At 42.6% G+C, this 15,941-nt stretch carries 14 protein-coding genes; 9 read left to right on the plus strand and 5 right to left on the minus strand.

What is annotated here, in order from left to right; translation table 11 throughout:
- Positions 1 to 49 precede the first annotated feature (49 nt).
- Positions 50 to 1,867 (minus strand): translational GTPase TypA, encoded by a 1,818-nt coding sequence (gene typA, locus Q4557_RS09905; protein ID WP_076538117.1) that lies wholly within the window; start codon positions 1,865 to 1,867, stop codon positions 50 to 52.
- Between the two features lie 477 nt (positions 1,868 to 2,344).
- Between typA and glnA the strand changes: the two genes are divergently transcribed.
- From glnA to Q4557_RS09925, 4 genes are all read left to right on the plus strand, one after another.
- Complete coding sequence (glnA, locus tag Q4557_RS09910) at positions 2,345 to 3,754, plus strand: glutamate--ammonia ligase (protein WP_102520396.1); 1,410 nt, start codon at positions 2,345 to 2,347, stop codon at positions 3,752 to 3,754.
- Positions 3,755 to 4,077: 323 nt separating this feature from the next.
- Positions 4,078 to 6,378 (plus strand): carbohydrate-binding family V/XII, encoded by a 2,301-nt coding sequence (locus Q4557_RS09915; RefSeq protein WP_303412404.1) that lies wholly within the window; start codon positions 4,078 to 4,080, stop codon positions 6,376 to 6,378.
- A 194-nt stretch (positions 6,379 to 6,572) separates the two neighbouring features.
- Positions 6,573 to 7,772, plus strand: coding sequence for a dicarboxylate/amino acid:cation symporter (locus Q4557_RS09920; RefSeq protein WP_102476581.1), 1,200 nt, complete (start codon positions 6,573 to 6,575; stop codon positions 7,770 to 7,772).
- A gap of 265 nt (positions 7,773 to 8,037) precedes the next feature.
- Positions 8,038 to 8,964, plus strand: coding sequence for a hypothetical protein (locus Q4557_RS09925; RefSeq protein ID WP_133126585.1), 927 nt, complete (start codon positions 8,038 to 8,040; stop codon positions 8,962 to 8,964).
- Between the two features lie 38 nt (positions 8,965 to 9,002).
- Here Q4557_RS09925 and Q4557_RS09930 read toward each other — a convergent pair whose 3' ends face one another.
- Positions 9,003 to 9,650 (minus strand): DUF2959 domain-containing protein, encoded by a 648-nt coding sequence (locus Q4557_RS09930; protein WP_102439865.1) that lies wholly within the window; start codon positions 9,648 to 9,650, stop codon positions 9,003 to 9,005.
- 27 nt (positions 9,651 to 9,677) lie between these two features.
- Complete coding sequence (locus Q4557_RS09935; protein ID WP_076538103.1) at positions 9,678 to 9,899, minus strand: hypothetical protein; 222 nt, start codon at positions 9,897 to 9,899, stop codon at positions 9,678 to 9,680.
- An 89-nt stretch (positions 9,900 to 9,988) separates the two neighbouring features.
- Here Q4557_RS09935 and Q4557_RS09940 point away from each other — a divergent pair, with 89 nt between their 5' ends.
- From Q4557_RS09940 to Q4557_RS09960, 5 genes are all read left to right on the plus strand, one after another.
- Positions 9,989 to 10,867: a virulence factor BrkB family protein gene (locus Q4557_RS09940; protein WP_102439864.1), complete on the plus strand. Its 879-nt coding sequence runs from the start codon at positions 9,989 to 9,991 to the stop codon at positions 10,865 to 10,867.
- A 105-nt stretch (positions 10,868 to 10,972) separates the two neighbouring features.
- Positions 10,973 to 11,542, plus strand: a complete 570-nt coding sequence (locus tag Q4557_RS09945; protein WP_102439863.1) for a hypothetical protein — start codon at positions 10,973 to 10,975, stop codon at positions 11,540 to 11,542.
- A 69-nt stretch (positions 11,543 to 11,611) separates the two neighbouring features.
- Positions 11,612 to 12,061, plus strand: a complete 450-nt coding sequence (gene dtd, locus Q4557_RS09950; RefSeq protein ID WP_102439862.1) for a D-aminoacyl-tRNA deacylase — start codon at positions 11,612 to 11,614, stop codon at positions 12,059 to 12,061.
- 11 nt (positions 12,062 to 12,072) lie between these two features.
- Positions 12,073 to 12,513 carry a thioesterase domain-containing protein gene (locus Q4557_RS09955; protein WP_303412412.1) on the plus strand — a complete coding sequence of 147 codons (441 nt, stop codon included), beginning with the start codon at positions 12,073 to 12,075 and terminating at the stop codon, positions 12,511 to 12,513.
- Between the two features lie 295 nt (positions 12,514 to 12,808).
- Positions 12,809 to 13,942, plus strand: a complete 1,134-nt coding sequence (locus Q4557_RS09960; RefSeq protein WP_303412414.1) for a 2OG-Fe(II) oxygenase — start codon at positions 12,809 to 12,811, stop codon at positions 13,940 to 13,942.
- 6 nt (positions 13,943 to 13,948) lie between these two features.
- On the opposite strand, the gene Q4557_RS09965 is transcribed toward Q4557_RS09960, so the two are convergent.
- Both Q4557_RS09965 and Q4557_RS09970 read right to left on the minus strand, forming a co-directional pair.
- Entirely contained in the window at positions 13,949 to 15,181 is a 1,233-nt protein-coding gene (locus tag Q4557_RS09965) for a beta-ketoacyl-ACP synthase (RefSeq protein WP_303412416.1), read from the minus strand.
- Positions 15,178 to 15,909: a 3-ketoacyl-ACP reductase FabG2 gene (locus Q4557_RS09970; protein ID WP_303412418.1), complete on the minus strand. Its 732-nt coding sequence runs from the start codon at positions 15,907 to 15,909 to the stop codon at positions 15,178 to 15,180. Before Q4557_RS09970 ends, Q4557_RS09965 begins: the two co-directional genes overlap by 4 nt.
- Between the last annotated feature and the right edge of the window lie 32 nt (positions 15,910 to 15,941).

Below are 15,941 nucleotides of genomic sequence, written 5' to 3' on the forward strand. Positions count from 1 at the left end.
GCGGGTTTTTTGGTTCTCAAAATTTGAAATCGTTAACTAATCAAAACGATTACTTAGCGCTACGGTTATGACGCTTACGCTCGTTTTCAGTTAAGTAACGCTTACGAACACGGATGTTCTCAGGAGTTACTTCTACTAATTCGTCATCATCGATGAACTCAAGCGCTTGCTCAAGGGTCATTTCGATATGCGGAGTTAACACTTGTGCTTCATCAGTACCTGATGCACGCATGTTTGTAAGTTGCTTACCTTTCAAACAGTTAACTGTTAAATCGTTTGCACGAGCGTGTAAACCAACAACTTGACCTTCATATACTTCAGCAGCATGGCCGATGAATAGACGACCACGTTCTTGTAAACCGAACAATGCGAAAGTCAGTGCTTTACCAGTAGCGTTTGAAATCAATACACCACGAGCACGTTGACCAATGTCACCGCCTTTCACTGGACCGTAATGGTCGAATGAATGGTAGATAAGACCAGTACCAGAAGTCGCTGTCATGAATTCAGTTTGGAAACCGATTAAGCCACGGCTAGGAATGATAAAGTCGATACGTACACGACCTTTACCGTCTAGCTGCATGTCTTTCATGTCACCTTTACGTGTACCTAATTTTTCAATTACAGCACCTTGATGTTCTTCTTCAACATCAACGGTTAAGGTTTCAAATGGCTCGCACATTTCACCGTCAATTTCTTTAACGATTACTTCTGGACGTGATACCGCTAGCTCGTAACCTTCACGACGCATGTTTTCAATTAGGATACCTAAGTGTAATTCACCACGGCCTGAAACACGGAAACGATCTGGAGATTCAGTTTCTTCAACACGTAATGCAACGTTATGAATTAGCTCTTGCTCTAAACGCTCAAGGATATTACGTGAAGTAACATACTTACCTTCTTTACCAGCAAACGGAGAAGTGTTTACTTGGAAAGTCATGGTTAGCGTTGGTTCGTCAACAGAAAGAGCAGGCAAGGCTTCAACAGCGCCTGGAGCACAAATAGTGTCAGAAATTTTTAGCTCACCAAGACCGGTAATTGCAACGATGTCGCCAGCGTTAGCTTCAGCAACTTCGTGACGGTCAAGACCCATGTAACCTAATACTTGGCCAACTTTACCGTTACGTGTCTTACCGTCTGCACCAACAATAGTTACTTGTTGGTTAGGCTTAACGCTACCACGTTTAACACGACCAATACCGATAACACCTACGTATGAGTTGTAATCGATTTGAGAAATTTGCATTTGACATTCACCTTCAGCATCAGCATCAGGGAAAGAAACCTTTTCAACAATTGCTTGGAATAAAGGTGTCATGTCTTCGCTAGTTTCGTCTGGATCAAGGGTCGCGAAACCATTTAATGCAGAAGCATAAACGATAGGGAAATCTAACTGTTCGTCAGTTGCACCTAAGTTGTCGAATAAATCGAATACTTGGTCAATAACCCAATCAGGACGAGCGCCTGGACGGTCAATCTTGTTGATTACAACAATTGGCTTAAGGCCTTGAGCAAACGCTTTTTTAGTTACGAAGCGAGTTTGTGGCATTGGGCCATCAACTGCATCAACTAAAAGTAATACTGAATCTACCATAGATAGAACACGTTCAACTTCACCACCGAAATCGGCGTGACCAGGAGTGTCTACGATATTAATACGGTAGTCGTTCCATTTGATGGCGGTATTTTTAGCCAAAATGGTGATACCACGTTCTTTTTCAAGATCGTTAGAATCCATTACACGTTCTGCGGCTTCGCCTCGACTTTCAAGGGTGCCTGACTGTGCCAAAAGCTTGTCTACCAAGGTCGTTTTGCCATGGTCGACGTGAGCAATAATGGCGATGTTACGTAAATTCTCTAACACGGATAAAACCTCTATACCATCAAACAAATAAATAGGAGTTTATAGCGGCATTAAGTTTAGCCACCATAAAAAAGCGTGCCATTCTACTCCACGAGACGCTTTGCGGATAGGATTATTTTTGTACACTTTGTGATTAGCTAAAAAATAACCATCAATTTTGGCATTTATAGCATCATATAATAGTAACGATTCAGAAATGTGACAAACAATCAGCGCAGTGTTTTTAGCCGCGCACCAAAATAGAATTTGAACCATAATAGTGCGTGCGCTTGCACTAAAATGATGCAAAATTGTGTTTTCGATAATTGGCTATTAAGTCAAATATATAAAAATCATATACTTATTCAGTTGGCATGGTAATAGCTTTAAGATTGTCAATTATGTGATATTTCGACACATACGCGTCTTTAATGTCGTAGTATAGTGGTGAACTTGAATTATAAAAGGGAATACCCTTACTCTACCGGAGGCTTAAGAATGTCAGCTGAATCTGTTTTAACGCAACTTAAAGAATTGGAAGTTAAGTTTGTTGATTTACGCTTTACCGATACCAGAGGTAAAGAACAACACGTTTCTATCCCATCTCATCAGGTTGATGAAGATTTTTTTGAAGACGGCAAAATGTTCGATGGTTCGTCTATTACGGGTTGGAAAGGCATTAACGAATCTGACATGGTACTTATGCCAGATGCGAGCACGTTTGTTCTTGACCCTTTCACAGAAGAAACAACTGCACTAATCCGTTGTGACATCTTAGAGCCAGGCACAATGACAGGTTACAACCGTGACCCACGTTCTATTGCTAAAAAAGCTGAAGAATACTTAACGTCTACTGGTATTGCTGACACAGTATTAATTGGTCCAGAGCCAGAGTTCTTCTTATTTGACGATGTTAAGTTTGGTGCTGACATGTCAGGTTGTTTTGCTAAAGTTGATGCAAAAGAAGCGGCATGGAACTCAGGTACTAGCTATGAAGATGGTAACACTGGTCACCGTCCATTCGTTAAAGGTGGTTACTTCCCAGTAGCACCAGTTGATTCATCACAAGACTTACGTAGTGCTATGTGTTTAGTACTTGAAGAAATGGGTCAAGTTGTTGAAGCGCATCACCATGAAGTTGCTACAGCCGGTCAAAACGAAATCGCGACACGCTTTAACACGCTAACTGCTAAAGCTGATGAAGTTCAGATCCTTAAGTATGTTGTGCATAACATGGCACACGCATACGGTAAAACAGCGACATTTATGCCTAAGCCAGTAATGGGCGATAACGGTAGTGGTATGCACGTTCACCAATCTTTAGCTAAAGATGGCGTTAACTTATTCGCAGGCGACAAGTACGCTGGTTTAAGTGAAACTGCTCTTTACTACATTGGTGGTATCATCAAGCATGCTAAAGCGTTGAATGCATTTACTAACCCAAGCACAAACTCTTACAAGCGTCTTGTGCCACATTTCGAAGCGCCTGTCATGCTTGCATACTCTGCACGTAACCGTAGTGCTTCTATCCGTATCCCAGTGGTACCAAGCCCTAAAGGTCGTCGTATTGAAACACGTTTCCCTGATCCACATGCAAACCCATATTTAGGTTTTGCTGCGCTATTAATGGCAGGTCTAGACGGTATCCAAAACAAGATTCACCCAGGTGAAGCTATGGATAAAGATTTATACGACTTACCAGCAGAAGAAGCGGCTGAGATCCCACAAGTTGCGACTTCACTAGAAGATGCACTTGCAAGCTTAGATGCGGACCGTGAGTTCTTAGTTAAAGGTGAAGTATTCACTAATGACTTTATCGATTCATATATTGCTATCAAGCAAGGTGAAGCAGAGCGTGTTGCACGTACTACTCACCCAGTTGAATTTGAACTTTACTACTCACTATAAGACGTCTTTATAGACCGCTTTTATAGTAGTAAATAACAGTTAGTAAAAAGCCCTTACTGGTTTCCAGTAAGGGCTTTTTTGATCTTTGCATATTCATAAAACGGCAGGGTAGATGGATATTTAGAAAAGTGGCTGTTTTATTTTTCTACAATCTATTTTACAAATTCAATGTGTTTGTCGGTATATTAAATGAACAAATAGATGCTAACTTGTTAATCATGACCAAATTGGCAATAAATGGATTTTACTACATATACTTAAATACACGCTTTTAATTATTAGTCGCGCATGATTAATAGCAAATGATTGCAAAATAAGGACTCATGATGATAACCAATATCAAACGTCGCTGGCTGCAAGTGCTAACTGTATGGATAGCATTGTTGCTATTACCCTTTTCGGCAGTAGCAATTGAATGGCCGCAAGATGTTGAAACGAAACTCGGCACCTTAGTGGTTTATCAGCCGCAGCCAGAATCGTTAGATGGCAATATCTTGATGAGCCGCGCTGCGATGTCATTTGAAGTGGAAGGTCAAGACGACCCTGTATTTGGCGCTTTTTGGTTTAGCGCTAGAATCGATACTGATGACGATGTTGCTTTGGTGCGTAATATTGAAGTGACCGAAGTGCGCTGGCCATCATCCACTGCCGAAGACCAGCAAACGTTCACCGATACAGTCTCAGAAGCGCTAGCGACAACTAGCTTCGAAATTTCCATGGAGCGCTTATCAGCCAGCCTTGAAAATGCTGAGCAGGTAAAACGCAGCTTAGATAATATTAACAACGATGCGCCAGAAATCGTCTTCAGTAATAACTTGAGCGTGTTGCTGTCCTATGATGGTGAGCCACAATTTAGTGAAATTGAAAATAGTCCCTATGAGCGAGTGTTAAATACCCCTTTTGCCGTTGCCCGTAATACGCAAACGAACAAGCTGTATTTAAGCAGTGGTACCTTTTGGTATGTGGCAGATGATCCTATGGGGCCATGGCAAGTCACATTGTATCCTCCTGAAGATTTGGTCAGCATGGTGAATACCGAGGATGAAGCCGCTAAAAGCACCGTCAATGCGCCGCAGATTATTACCACTAATGAACCGACTGAGTTAGTGGCCACTGATGGCTCACCCAATTGGCAAAGCCTGATTGATGGTAAGTTACTTTATGTCACCAATACCGAAACCCCATGGGTAAGAGAGACCTCCTCTGGCGATATGTATGTGCTTTTATCTGGGCGTTGGTTTAAATCTAAAAAGCAGGCCGGACCTTGGCAGTTTGTTAGGGCTGACAAACTGCCTGAAAGCTTTAACGATATCCCTCCCGAATCTGATATTGGTGGCTTACGTGTCTCAGTTGCAGGCACTGATGAAGCCAATCAAGCAGTGCTAGATGCGCAAATCCCGCAAACTGCAGCGATTAAGCGTGATGAAGCCACACTGGAGGTTGAATACGATGGCGAGCCTAAATTTGAAGCGGTAACAGGAACATCAGTCTCCTATGCTGTTAATACCGCCACACAAGTATTGTTGATAAATCAAGCTTATTACGCTGTTGATAATGGGGTGTGGTTTACCTCAAAAACTGCCAAAGGCCCGTGGATTGTTGCTGATAATATTCCTGATGAAGAAATTGCCAAGATACCCGCAAGTTCGCCGGTTTATAACACCACTTACGTGCAGGTTTATGATTCAACCCCTGAAGTGGTTTACGTAGGTTATACGCCGGGTTATATGTGGTCATACCCTTATTATGGGGTGCCAATTTACGGTACCGGCTGGTATTACCCACCGTATCGAGGCCGTTATTATTATCCTCGCCCACCGACCTGGGGATTACATGTTGGTTATAATCCGTGGACAGGTTGGAATGTTGGCGTGAGCTGGAGCAACGGCTTTTTCAATGCTGGTGTGGTATGGGGAGGCGGTTATGGTTATCGTCGCCCATGCTGTGGTGGCTATTATGGCGGTGGCTATAGACGACCAGTGGTGATCAATACCGGTCGTATCAATATTGGTAACAGTATCAGTGTCGGTAATCGCACTAAAATGCATAATCATATGCGTTCGAACAAATTAGCTAATAATCGCGCTAGACCCAATAACCTTTACCATCGCGAGGTGAATCGTAAACGCTTAGCCAGCCCAAGTGTAGCCAATAAGCATTTTAATAAAGCGAAGGTAAATAAAAAGCGCACTAATGATGTGTTTGCCGATAAGCACGGTAATGTTGCCCGTGATAATAAAGGCAAGTGGGAAAATCGTAGCGATGGTAAGTGGAATAATGTGCCATCAAAAGCTCAAGGGTCTAAACCTAGCAATGTAAATAAACCGTCAAAGGGCAATAGTAGTAGTTTTCCTTCGACACGGCCATCTAGCACTACTCGTCCGGCGAGTAATACCCGCCCCGCCAATAATACTCGTCCTGTCACAAGTACGCGGCCATCAACCTCGATTCAACCGAGTCGAAATCAAACTAGCCACAGCCAACCGAGCCGTAATCAGTCGAGTAATATGAGTCACTCAATTAATCGAACTCGCTCGAGTAGCATAGATCATCAAAGTCTGAATCGTTCTCGACAAGCGCGTCAGTCAGGAATGACCAGAGAAGGGCGAAGCAGAGGAAGATAGCTGTTTATCGCAATTTAGCCAAAGCCCGCAGTCGCGGGCTTTGCTTGGGCGCATTAGTTCAGAGTCAAGTTTACTGCAGATAAGTTACTCGTCATCAATGCGCTGCAGTAAGCCCAGCCTTCATAGTAACGGCTTTTCGGCTATGATTAAAAATCAGCATATGCTCACTAGATCTTAATTATTGGAACCTCACCATGTGGAATGCCCTTCGCGCGTATCGCTCATCGATTATTTTACTCACAGCCCTGATGCTGGGCGGCATGTTGGGCTTAGTTGCCCCTGAGTTTGCCATTAAACTTAAACCCATAGGGCAAATATTTCTCAACTTGTTGTTTATGATTATTGTGCCTTTGGTGGCCGTTAGCGTGATGTCATCCATTGCCAAAATGACCGATTTAAAAAAGCTTGGCTCCATACTTGCCACCATCATGGGCGTGTCCATTGTCATGGCGATGATCCCCGCTGTAGGCATTACCTTGTTGGCGCTAGCATTTGACCCTGCCCAAGGAGTGACACTTGATTTAGCCGATACCGTTGAAACCACTGGCAGTATGGATTTTGTGAGCTTATTAACCACCAATGATTTTGTGGGCTTAATGTCTAAATCGAATATTTTAGCGCTGATCATTATGTCGCTGATCACCGGAATAGCGATTGGTCAATCAGGTGAAGACGGCCTCAAAGTTTCGGCATTATTGGATAGCTTTAATACCGTGATCATGAAAATCATAGCCATCTTAATGTACTTAGCACCAATTGGCTTAGGGGCTTATTTTGCCGCAACTATGGCCAGTCAAGATGCTGAGTTAATGGGCACATTTGCCCGAGCTATTGCGCTATTTTTAGTGGCAACCTTTTTGTATTTAACTTTAGGCTCAACGCTATATGCATGGATTGGAGGTGGAGGGAAAGGAGTAAATAATTTTTGGCAGCATATGTTAGCTCCTGCAGTAACCGCCCTAGGTACTAGTTCCTCTTTGGCCACCTTGCCAGTTAATATTCGCACAGCAAGTAAAATGGGTTTAAATGAGCAAATAGCTGAAATCAGCTTGCCGCTATTGGTGAATTTAAATAAAGGCGGCGCAGCGATGATAACCGCGCTTAAAATCGTATTTATTTATTCATTACTTGGGCTCGACTTTAGCGCGGATGTGTTTATGTTAACCATTTTGATTTCGGTGCTGTCAGCATTTGTCATTGGCGGCGTGCCTGGCGGGGCATTTTTAGGGGAAATCTTTATTGTGACAACCTTAGGCTTACCCGTCGAAGTGATCCCTATTTTGGTGGTATTAGGCGCCATTACCGATGCAGCATCGACTGTCATCAATGTGGTACATGATTTAACGGCCACTCAAATTATTCAACGGATTAATGGTAGGCATTATATAAATTGAATTAACTGAACTGAGTTTAAGGGGGATGTAAGTCGGAGCTTTAATTGGGGATACTCCCCCTTAACGTTGAACAAAATTAGAACCCATGCGGCAATCTGATTGCTTATTATAATCATACGCTGATTTTCGCTGTGCCTAAAAATGACTACATTGACCTGTATTAATCGCTAGGGTATTGATTTCACTGCAGCGCCATCAGGCGCGATTGCTACTTTTAGATTATTATTAGCTTGTTACGTATAATTTTATATAGGGATGGAATAGTTTGAGAAATGGATTTTTAAGCCAATTAGTACTGTTAATAATGCTGATGTTGGTCACTGCTAATGTCTTTGCGAATAATAAAGTTGGCAGCATAAACCTTCAATGTAATGACTGTAATTCAGATAAAAAATATCAAGCTGCAGCATTATCAGCGTTAGCCAATCGCCAGCACGCGTTTATGAATGTGGTTAACTTTAGCCAATTTGAGCTACGTAAATTTGAAGTAATTAAATTAATGGTTGAAGTGTGTAGTGACTATAATCGCTCTGCCACCCAAGGCATTTGCCAGTTTGAAGACCGCTCTACCATTATTCCCTTAGCGCCACAAAATCTCGAGCGTGAACAGTTTATTACTTATGCAGAGTATTTATATCAGCAGGACTTTTTTGAGCCGCTACAAATAAAGGTTGCTCCAGACATTGCCGCAACAGCATGGTCATTAGTTAATGATAAAGACCGAATAGTGCAAATTAATGCAGATTGGAAGCGTAAGATAACTTATTACCAGTTCAAAAAGATGTGGTTTGAAGCCTATATCCAAGGGGTTGAATATAATACCCCCATTGCTAATTTATCCCCTGAAATAACATTTGAATTTGCCGATAAATCGACGTTAACGTCACTCGTTAGCGGCTTTGATGATGAGCAAAGGTTACATTTTTCAGCTCGAAAGCTAAAAGATAGTAACAATAATCAGTTATCAATGACTGCAATTGCATCACTCAGTAATGGCGATACATTCCAGTTTGGCTCAGTAGAGACTGAGGCTTATCAAGTATTATCACACTTGGCTGCCTCGCAGGGTTTTATACTTGATCAAAAGCAGATGCTTACACATATTGAGGTGACATTGATTGCTTGCCGAGATGGCGTTAAGACTTGTTCTGAACTGGATAAATTGGCAACTAAAGAGAAAAGCAGCTTTTAAGTCAGGACTTAAAAGCTGCTCACTTTATTTTTAAGATGTTAACCCTTTTCCATGGCTTCAATAAACTTATTCGATTCAGCAATCGATTTGTTCATTTCGCTGATCAAGCTAGTAATATCTGATTGCAGGCTTTCAAACTCACCTTTAATGGCGCCAATGGCCTGCGCATTAAGGTTATGCTTTAAATACAACATATTGTCTTTCATAGCCGTCAGGATCGGAGGCATTTTTGCTTCGGCGCGGCGCATGCCTTTGACCAATGAATCGTAAGAGCGCTGGGTTTCATTCAATTTAGAGGTGCTATTACGGCGTAGGCTCGCTTTGCTGATTTCTTGAATTTCAGCTTGCCACTCTTCAAATAGAGCTTCAGCTACATCTTCAACTTTATCGATGCGATCGCCCACTTCATCAGCGGCTGACTGCGCTGAGTCATATTCATCTTTAGCTTTGTTATAAGCATCTTCAAGATCGCCACCATCAAAGGCAAGTAACGCCTGCATTTCTTCTAACGCAGAACTAAATTGCTCTTGGGCTTCTTCTTGGGACTCTTTTGCTTCCTGGACGCGATCAACCATGATGTCACGCTTGTGGTAGCCGACCTTTTCCATGGCGCCATAATAAGCGCTTTGACAACCGCTAAGTAGTAAGCTGCTACTCAGTAATGCCAAGGATATCCATTTCTTCATTGTTTACTCTCTTATCGTATTATCGAATTAGTCGGCGGTAAATGTGGCAGCATCAATAATGCTCCAAAGGTGAAGTATGGCACCAATAATGGCTGGGATGATTAATACCCAGAAGAAGTAACATACTGCTGTAAGACAGAAAAATAGAATTGCAGCTATAATACGACCTTGAACCAGTTGACCTAAACCTGGGAAAAAGAAACTGGCGATGGCGGCAATCACATTACCAGCAGAACCTTGTTGAGACATTAAATCGCTCCCTTGGAGTGTAACTATCGTGTTATAACATTGTACGAATTAAAACGCAGAATTGAAAATAAAATAATCAAGAGAATATTGTGACAAATAAGATAGATGTAGCCTATATCCAACGAGTTTTTATTAGCATTTGGCAATTTATACTTCACCTTAAGCAGCGCTTGGTAGAAGATCAAATCAATGTCAAAGCCGGTCACTTAGCCTATGTGACACTATTATCACTAGTGCCAATGGTGGCGGTGACCATGTCGATGTTGTCGGCGTTTCCAGTATTTAAAGGTATTCGCGGTAAAATTGAGAGCTTTATTTACGACAACTTTTTGCCTGCCGCTGGCGATACCGTACAGGTTTATATCAATGAATTTGTTGAAAATGCCTCAAAGGGCACCTTTGTCGGGGTGATTGCGTTAGTGGTGGTGGCCTTGTTGCTGATTTCTGCTATCGATAAAGCGCTGAATAATATTTGGCGTACCACTGAAAGCCGCTCTTATATGGTGTCTTTTTCTATGTATTGGATGGTACTGACATTAGGGCCAGTATTGATTGGTGCCAGCTTAGTGGCAACCTCTTATGTGGTGTCATTAACGGTATTTGATAATAGCGAAATATCAGGCTTAATGACTTGGCTGGTTGAGCGTTTGCCGATGTTGTTTTCTGTGGCCTCGATTTTACTGTTGTATATGGTGGTGCCCAATAAAAAAGTGCATTTTTTACATGCCTTATTAGGTGCTGTGGTAGCGGCGATGCTATTTGAAGCGGGTAAAAAAGGTTTTGCCTTTTATGTGACGCAGTTTCCCAGTTATGAAGCCATTTATGGCGCGCTAGCCACCATCCCGATTTTGTTTGTGTGGATTTATGTGTCGTGGATAATTGTTTTATTAGGCGCAGAAATAACGGCCGCGATGCCTGAGTACCTCGATACCGGGATTTTTTCTACTTCAGAAGATAATGAGAAGTAACACAAGCATTATAAATACACCGACTGGGCTTAGCACTTGAGCCTGACATGAGTGTTAACTTGCGATACTTTATCGCTAGCAAAGATAACTTAACAAGGAACGAAAATGAAAAAATTGATACTTGCAGCATGCGTAATAGGGTTATCTGCTTGCGCCGCCACCGAAAATACCACAGAAGATACTGTAGTTTCTGCTGCTCCTAAGATGATCAACATGGCTAATATGAGCGATGAGCAAGCCGCTGAAGAATTATATAAAACGTTGCTAAACGCCAGTTACTTAGCCACTAAACTCAGCCCTAATAGTGTGGCGGTGCAATTTGGGGAAACTCAGTTTGTGCTGCAGCCTAGCATGAGTGAGCAAGGGGTCGATCGTATTCTTACCAATCGATTGTTTGCGGTGCATCCGCAATTACATGGCAGTAAAGAGCTATTGTTGTTAATTGGCTCACTAAACCAAAAGCTTAATTTTGCTAAGTTCGTCATTCGCGACAATGGGGCGGTGATCCAAGTACAAGGCGCTGCGACATTTGTTGATTCCATTGAACTGGAAGAATTACGCCGCTTTATGTTGTGGACTGATGAAGGCCTTAATCAAGTGGGTAAATCATTACCTAAAGGATCTGAGCATTTAATTAAACCGATCCCAGTGATGAAACAAGATATCGCTGGCTAAGGTTATTGTTGGTGTAGGTAAATCCGCAAGTAATCGCACAATTCTTCACGTAAGTATTAGGAAGTAACATTGATTGGCTTAATCCAAAGGGTGACACGTGCCAGTGTCACCATCGACTCTGAGCTGGGGCAAGAAGTCACCGGTAGTATCAATAAAGGTTTATTAGTGCTGCTTGGGGTGGAACGTGACGATGACATTGAGAAAATGCAAAAGCTGGCCAAAAAAGTCATCGGCTATCGTGTGTTTAGTGATGAAAACGGCAAGATGAATTTAAATCTGCAACAAGCTGGTGGTGAGTTACTGGTAGTGTCACAGTTTACCTTAGCCGCTGATACTGGCCGAGGGCTGCGTCCAAGCTTCTCCAGCGCTGCGACTCCAGATCAAGCCAATGAGCTATATGAAGCTTTCGTGGCTTTTTGTCGTGAACAAGGGGTGACAACTGCTACAGGCTCTTTCGGCGCAAACATGAAGGTAGAGTTAGTTAATGATGGTCCTGTGACCTTTAATTTACAGGTTTAAAGGAGCACATTATGGCGGCTAAAGAGCAACTTATTGAACTGCAAAACACTTGGTATCAAACCATTCCTTTGAGTGAGTTTATGCAAGTGCAGCCGCTGAGTTTTCAGCAGCAAACACTCACAGTTACCGCGCCGCTCGAGCCCAATATTAACCTGCATCAAACCATGTTTGCTGGCAGTATTTATACCCTGGCTACCCTAACGGGCTGGGGGATGATGTGGTTACAGCAAAAGTTGCAAGGTTTTAGTGGTGATATCGTATTAGCAGATGCACACATCCGCTATAGCGCGCCCATTACTGAAGCCCCCACTGCTAGTGTTATTTGGCCAGATGTTTCATTAGCAAGCCTTGCTGATGGCGGTAAGGTAAAAGTGAAACTTGAGGTACAGCTGCATTGTAAAGATAAGCTTTGTGCCAGCTTTACTGGGCTGTACTTTAGCAAAGCTAAGTGAACTTGATTCAAGAGCTGTTTAAGTCACACTAGGGCAGGGAGCGTTAGCGCTAAAAGTTTGTTGATACTTAGCCTTGGTATCGCTATTAGCGACAATCATAAGTCTGACTATTCAGTACACCTTTAAATAATCCATAACTATTTGTGCTAAGAGTTACGGTTTCTTTAAATCATATTGAGCCAGAAACCCATAAGCTCACCTTCGGCTGAGAAATTTTAATCAATATATCCAAGTGCATATAGTTAAACTTGTATAGTATGATTAAAAATACATATACAAAATCAATTATTATAATATGCCCTTAACTGCAAAATATTCTTTTCAATTAGAACAAGCTCGCGCACTTATACATCGACAACAATATCTTGAAGCTGCAAAGGTTTTAAAACCTTTGTTGCAGCAACAAATCCCGGAAGCTTTACTCCTGAACGTTGATGTAATGATAGGTAGAAAACCTTCTGTTGGGTTAGATTATGTATTTGAACTTGCCGAAAAAGATATCCCAGGGGCACATTATAAAGCGGCATTTTTACTTTATTTTCACCCTCAAGTTGGTGTGGCTTTCCAGCCTTATTTATATGCGGCATATCTGAAGGGTGATGAAAATGCCGTTGTAGCCGCGGTAAATTTATATTATCAGCAGGGTAATTTAGCTAAAGCTCAAAGCATTCTTTATCATTTTCAGCATCTCGAGTCAGTATCAGCTATTTCTAATATGTTAGATTTTGGGACAGTGGATAAAGCGATAACAACGAAAGACTTTGATGATATAAAAATGCCTGACTTATCTAGCTTATCTTATCAATTAATTGCCCAAGAAATTAACTTGTATACTGTGGATGATTTCATCAATGACTTTGAGTGTCATTGGCTTAGATGGCATGCAGAGAAAAATATCAAGCGCTCTACGGTGGTCGATGGTGTAACGGGTAAAAATGAGATTAGTAAGGCTCGTACTGGATCAGTTGCACAATTGACGCCTTCAATAAATGATTGGATATTGTTGAACATTGAAATGAAAATAGCAGCTTATTTTAATCTCGCTATTGAAAATGGCGAATTAAGCAATGTTTTGCACTATTCACCAACAGAAGAATATAAAGCGCACTATGACTTTTTTCACCCTAAAGATTCAGGTTCTGCTGTTGCTTTAAGAGATGGTGGCCAGAGGTTCAAGACGGTATTGATATATTTAAATGACGTCAAAAGTGGAGGGGAGACCTGTTTCCCTAGACTATCTAAATCAATCAAGCCCAAATGTAAGCAGCTGCTTATTTTTAATAACACAGATAATAATTTTGCCCCTTTACCCTTATCTTTACACCAAGGAATGCCAGTGATAGAGGGAGAGAAGTGGCTTTTCTCAAAGTGGATTAGAGAAAAGCCGACAACTTATAAAAACGTGTTGAACGCTATAAGTCTTTTATAAAGTAGTTTAATTATCCCAGCGCTTAAAAATTAATGAGGTGTTGATACCGCCAAAGGCAAAGTTATTAGTCATAACGTAATGGGTGTCGATATGGCGAATATCACCTTTGATATAATCTAATGGCGCGCATTCTGGGTCAACTTGCTCAAGGTTCAAACTGGGGGCGAACCAGCCAGCGTTCATCATTTCTATACTGACCCAAGCCTCTAATGCGCCGCAAGCGCCGAGGGTGTGGCCGGTATAGCTTTTCAGTGATGAGATAGGCACTTGTTCACCAAAAACTGAATAGGTGGCGTGTGACTCGGCAATATCACCGCGTTCAGTGGCGGTGCCATGGGCATTGATATAACCAATCTTATCGGCATCAATTGCGGCATCTTTTAACGCTAAGCGAATAGCCACCTCCATGGTGTCAGCGTTTGGCTGAGTGATATGCAGGCCATCGGAATTAGTACCAAAGCCCACTAGTTCTGCGTAAATTTTTGCGCCGCGCGCCTGAGCGTGTTGTAACTCTTCAAGCACTAACGTACAGGCTCCTTCACCAATAACTAAGCCGTCTCGCTGGCTATCAAATGGTCTAGGGGTGGATTGTGGTTGATCGTTCTTAGTACTGGTGGCAAACAGGGTGTCAAACACCACAGCTTCGGTAGGGCACAGCTCTTCACCGCCGCCAGCGAGCATTAGGGTTTGCTGGCCAAATTTTATCGCTTCAAAGGCGTAGCCAATGGCCTGACTGCCAGAGGTGCAGGCGCTACTAGTAGTATGGACTCGGCCTTTAAGGCCAAAAAATACTCCAACATTTACCGCTGTGGTGTGCGCCATCATGCGGATATAGCTGGTAGCATTAATGCCTGACATATCGCCATTTTTAAGCATATCACCAAAGCCTATAAGGGGTTCGGTGCTGCCTGTAGAGGAGCCATAAGCCACGCCCATTTCACCTGATTTGATAATAGGGTCATCAAGCAATCCTGCATCTTCTAGGGCGATTTCACTGGCGCGGGTCGCCATAATAGATACTCGGCCCATGGAGCGGATTTTTTTGCGTGAGTAATGTTTGGGCTGCTCAAAGTCTATGATTGGCGCGGCTAAGCGGGTGTTAAGCCCTGGGAATTTATTCCATTCATCCATGGTGACGACGCAGTTATATTTTTCTTGTAAGCGCTTAGCAATGCTTGGCCAGTCGTGGCCCAGTGCTGAAATACCGCCGATTCCGGTAATGACGACTCTGCGGCTCATATCATGCCTCCGTTAACTGAGATCACTTGGCGAGTGATATAAGCGGCATCATCAGACATCAAAAAGTTGGCTAGGCCGGCAATTTCGTTGGTTTTGCCCATGCGGCGCATTGGCACTATTTGATTAATCATCTCTTTGGGGAAGTCACTGACCATGTCAGTTTCAATCAGTCCTGGGGCGATACAATTAACGGTGATTTTTCGCTTTGCTAACTCTAAGGACAAGGCTTTAGTGGCACCGATTAACCCAGCTTTTGAAGCGCTATAATTCACTTGGCCACGGTTGCCTGCAATGCCTGATACCGATGCCATAGTAATGATGCGGCCACCAAATCTAGCTTGGATCATCGGCATAATCGTTGGCTGAATCACATTGTAAAAACCATCTAGATTAGTGTGGATCACACTATCCCATTCTTCGTCAGTCATTGCAGGGAATGCGGTGTCGCGGGTAATTCCTGCATTAAGAATTACCCCGTAATAAGCGCCGTTTTGCTCAATATCGGTAGTGATTTTAGTTTTTGCTAGTTGGCGGTCAGCAACATCAAAAGCGATCAGGCTGGCATTGACACCTAAGGCCATAATTTCAGCTTGGGTTTGCTCGGCCGCTACGATATTACTGTGGTAATGCACGGCAATATCATAGCCTTGTTGAGCCAATTTCAGCGCGATAGCTTTACCTATACCGCGGCTTGAACCCGTTACTAAGACTCTTTTATTTGTGGTCATTTTATCTCCATGACATTCAGCACCTGCTGGTC

The organism is Shewanella sp. 5_MG-2023 (assembly GCF_030547465.1).
GTDB lineage: Bacteria > Pseudomonadota > Gammaproteobacteria > Enterobacterales > Shewanellaceae > Shewanella.